The sequence below is a fragment of the Rhodococcus sp. (in: high G+C Gram-positive bacteria) genome, assembly GCF_049286785.1.
Taxonomy (GTDB): Bacteria; Actinomycetota; Actinomycetes; order Mycobacteriales; family Mycobacteriaceae; genus Rhodococcus_F.
Window position 1 is genome coordinate 1 of the sequence record NZ_JBAQEO010000253.1, and the last position, 3,809, is coordinate 3,809.

The 3,809-nt window shown below is 67.0% G+C and carries 3 protein-coding genes; 2 read left to right on the forward strand and 1 reads right to left on the reverse strand.

Annotated elements, in window-relative coordinates; translation table 11 throughout:
- The coding region (locus WAW17_RS10240) for an SWIM zinc finger family protein (RefSeq protein WP_422332875.1) at nucleotides 1–1,145 on the reverse strand (1,145 nt) is incomplete at its 3' end.
- 220 nt (nucleotides 1,146–1,365) lie between these two features.
- Here WAW17_RS10240 and WAW17_RS10245 point away from each other — a divergent pair.
- Nucleotides 1,366–1,905 (forward strand): MarR family winged helix-turn-helix transcriptional regulator, encoded by a 540-nt coding sequence (locus tag WAW17_RS10245; RefSeq protein WP_422332876.1) that lies wholly within the window; start codon nucleotides 1,366–1,368, stop codon nucleotides 1,903–1,905.
- Nucleotides 1,898–3,706, forward strand: a complete 1,809-nt coding sequence (locus tag WAW17_RS10250; RefSeq protein ID WP_422332877.1) for an AMP-dependent synthetase/ligase — start codon at nucleotides 1,898–1,900, stop codon at nucleotides 3,704–3,706. Before WAW17_RS10245 ends, WAW17_RS10250 begins: the two co-directional genes overlap by 8 nt.
- Nucleotides 3,707–3,809 lie beyond the last annotated feature (103 nt).

The following is a 3,809-nucleotide window of genomic DNA, read 5'->3' on the forward strand; positions in this document are numbered from 1 at the left end:
CGCCCATCCCGGTCGACGAGAAACCACTCACCCTCCGTCACCATGGGCGTGACCGCGGAGAGGAGGGCGGGCCACGACCGAACCCAGGGATCGGCGCCGACAGCCTCCGCGAAGGTGTCGAGCGTGAGATCGAGGTCGCGGGCGGCAAGAGTGGTGAAGGGTTCCGGCTCGCCGTGGCGGTCACCGAACTGGACTCGCAGCGGCGCCGCGCCGGGGTAGTAGTGCAGGTCGGCGTCGACGAGCGAACCGAGCGGCGGGACGGTGTTCGTGAAATGGGGACTGCCGTGGGCGAAGTCCAGCAGAACCGCCCACCGGCCATGGTCCCGGCCGAGCATCCACACCTTGCGGGTGAACAGGCGCTTCTCCTCGATGATCCGTAGTCCCAGCACCATCCATCGATCGCGGACCCCGGGTTCGCCGCGCACACTGTCCGTGGACACGGGGTACCCGACGTGTGCGCGCACGGACGCCTGTAAGGGCCCGGGAAGTTCGGCGAGGTGACGATGCGCCGTCACGAGAAGATGCAGCTTCGCGTACTCGCGGAGAAGTCGCGCGGGCCAGTCGGCCCGGGTGGCCACGGTGAGGGGCAGGCGCCGCAGGGTGGACGCGACTCCGGGAGCCTGCGCGTCGACCATCCGGGCGGCGACGGCGGCGAAAGCATCGGCGGACGTGTCGGCCGATCCGAGTCCGTGACGGATCTGATCGGTGAGCCAGAGATCGAGTTCCTCGAGTCCCGCTCCTACGCGCTCGGCGCGACGCTCGAGAGCCGCGGACACCGGCGGCCTGGAGGATGCGGCGGCGGAATCGGCTTGGACGGAAGTGTTCGCGCGGCGCCGCAACCACTCGGCGGCGAAGGCGGGCGGCTCGGATTCCTCCGGGATCGTTCCCCGCGTCCACGCCAGCAGAAGACCGAGGGAATGCTTGCACGGGGATGTGCGGCTCGGACAGGAACACGTGAATGCCGGATCGGACAGGTCGATCACCGACCGATATGGCGCCGCGCCGCTGCCACGGCACAATCCCCACAGGGCGCGGTCGTTTCTGCCCGTCTGCGACCACGACGTCACCAGTCTGCGCGCGGCGGCGAGCGAGCCGGCATCAGGGGCGACCGATGCGACTTGTCCCTCGGACCAAGGAGACGTCACGTCAGTCACCGTATGCGAGTTGTCCGACACACCGGGAGGAGGGTGCGTCCGTCGACGTCGACGGGCCCACCGTCCTGTTCTCCAATCGTGACCGTGTTCGTTCGCGATGCGTACATGAATTGGGCTTTGGGCGTAGAAGGATGAGCAGAACGCGACCCGGAAGGTGGTGTGCGGAGAGTCGTGCGTCGCGACGCCGGGGCGGGTCAGTGGATGGGAGTGGATGCGGGTGGTCGACGGTAGGTCGATTCGGCAGTATTGCGGTACGGAACAGAATGTGGACGAATCGCACGCGCCGGCACGCGGTGTGGTCGCGGTTCACGACGAACTGGTCAGCCTCGTCCGCCAACTCGTGGCCGAGGACCATCCACCAACCGATGACCTGACGTTCGCTCAGCATTCGCTGCTGTCGTTCATTGCGCGCAATCCGGGGTGCCGGGCCATCCAGATCTCCGACGCGTTCGGGGTGAACCGCTCCACCGTGTCGCGCCAACTGCGAAGGTGCATCGACGAAGAATGGGTTCACGCCGAGCCCGGTCCGCTCCGTAGCGGCCACCCCCTGAGTCTGACGGCCCGGGGGGCCGCGATCCTTGCCGGCGCCGACGCGCGCTGCGTCGAAGGGGTACGGGATCGGGTGTCGTCGTGGTCGGACAGTGAGATCGAAGAATTCGCACTCCACCTCCGTAGGTTCCGTGACCGGGGTGATGTGCACCCCGGCCGGGGACACGATCGGTACCGCACCGGAGTCGAGCACCGTGCGTGAGTACACGAGCCCCGCCTCCTCCACGGTCCTGGACCATGAGAACGCCGTGCTGACGGTTTTCGCTCATGCCGACACCACACCTGATCTCGTGGTGTACGCCCGCCCCGAAGCGCAGGGTTGGGTCGATGTCACAGCCGAGGACTTCGGTGCTCTCGTGACGGGCGTCGCCAAGGGTCTGATCGCGAACGGCGTCCGGCCGGGGGATCGCGTTGCGCTTCTCTGCTCGACAAGGTTCGAGTGGGCACTCCTCGACTACGCGATCTGGGCTGCGGGCGCCGCATCCGTTCCGATCTATGATTCGTCGTCGCATGATCAGATCCGGTGGCTCATCGAGGATTCGGGAGCCGTGGCCGCCGTGGTGGAAACCGCCGCGCACGCCTCGAGCTTCGAAGGTGAGGGCATTCCGTACACCCTCCGGCGCATCCTCACCATCGACGAGGACGCGGTGGGCACCCTCATCAAGGATGGCCGTTCCCTCGACGACTCCGAGGTGTTCAAGCGGGTTGTGGCACTCACGGCCGGCGATCTTGCGTCCCTGGTGTACACCTCCGGGACTACCGGACGTCCCAAGGGATGCATTCTCACCCACCGCAACTTCCTCACCGAGGTACGCGCGCTCCTCGCGGCACCGATCGGGGACGTGGCACGTCCGGGAAACCGGGTGCTGACCGTCCTGCCGCTGGCAAATGTTCTGGCCCGGGCGGTGTCGCTCGCAATGTTCGAGGCCGGGGCGACGCAGTCGCACTGGTCGGATCTCGACACCGTGATGGGCGAGTTCGAGCGCTTCCGGCCCCACACCGTTCTCGGTGCTCCGCGGTTGTTCGAGAAGATGCGTGAGGGTGCGGTCCGCAAGGCGGCCGCCGGTGGGCCCCTGCAGAAGCGGATCTTCGAGTTCGCGGAGAAGACCGCGGTCGAGTACAGCGACGCGCTGGACAGGAGGGGTCCGTCGCCGGTGCTGACGGTCAAGCGGATGCTTGCCGACAGGCTGGTCTACTCCACGTTGCGGGCGGCGTTGGGTAGCGACTGCCGGTGGGCCATTTCGGGTGGTGACGCGCTGACGCCGCGCATCGGACATTTCTTCCGTGGAATCGGCGTTCCGGTGTATGAGGGGTACGGGCTCACCGAGTCGACGGCCGCGCATACCCTGAACGGCCCCGGCGCGCAGAAGATCGGCACGGTGGGCGTGCCTCTCGGTGGAGGCGGTGTGCGCATTGCCGAGGACGGCGAGATCGAACTCGCCGGGGACACCGTGTTCGGCGGCTACTGGCGGAACGAACACGCCACGCGGGACGCCTTCGACGGGGGCTGGTTGCGCACCGGCGACCTCGGCGAACTCGACGAGGACGGTTTCCTCACCATCACCGGGCGGAAGAAGGACCTGCTGGTCACCGCAGGCGGCAAGAATGTGTCGCCCGGCCCTCTCGAGGATCGTTTGCGCTCGAATCCTCTGATTTCGCAGGCGGTGGTGGTCGGAGACGGCCGCCCGTTCCTCGGTGCGCTGCTCACACTCGATGTTCACGAGTTCGGCAAGTGGAAGTCGGCGCACGGAAGAACTCCGGAGATGTCGGTAGCTGATTTCCGCAACGACGAGGAACTGCGTACCGAACTGCAGACCGCCATCGAGGCCGCGAACGCCACCGTGTCAGATGCCCAGTCGATCAAGCGGTTCGTGATTCTCGATCGGGAACTCACCGAGGCGTCCGGCGAACTGACCGCAACCCTGAAGGTCAAACGACCGGTGGTCACCGAGCGCTTCGCCGAAGACATCGCGGGTCTGTATCGCCGTTCGGAAGTTCGCTGAACGACGCGCTATGCGGGAGACGCGCTCTGCCGGGGACACGCTCTGCCGGGGACACGCTATGCCCCCGCCGCTGTCCGCAGGCAAGACCGACCACAGTCGAGGC

Bases quoted from the DNA above. Each gene is read 5' to 3' on its own strand.
- WAW17_RS10245 (WP_422332876.1), top strand. From the start codon at position 1,366: ATGCGGGTGGTCGACGGTAGGTCGATTCGGCAGTATTGCGGTACGGAA.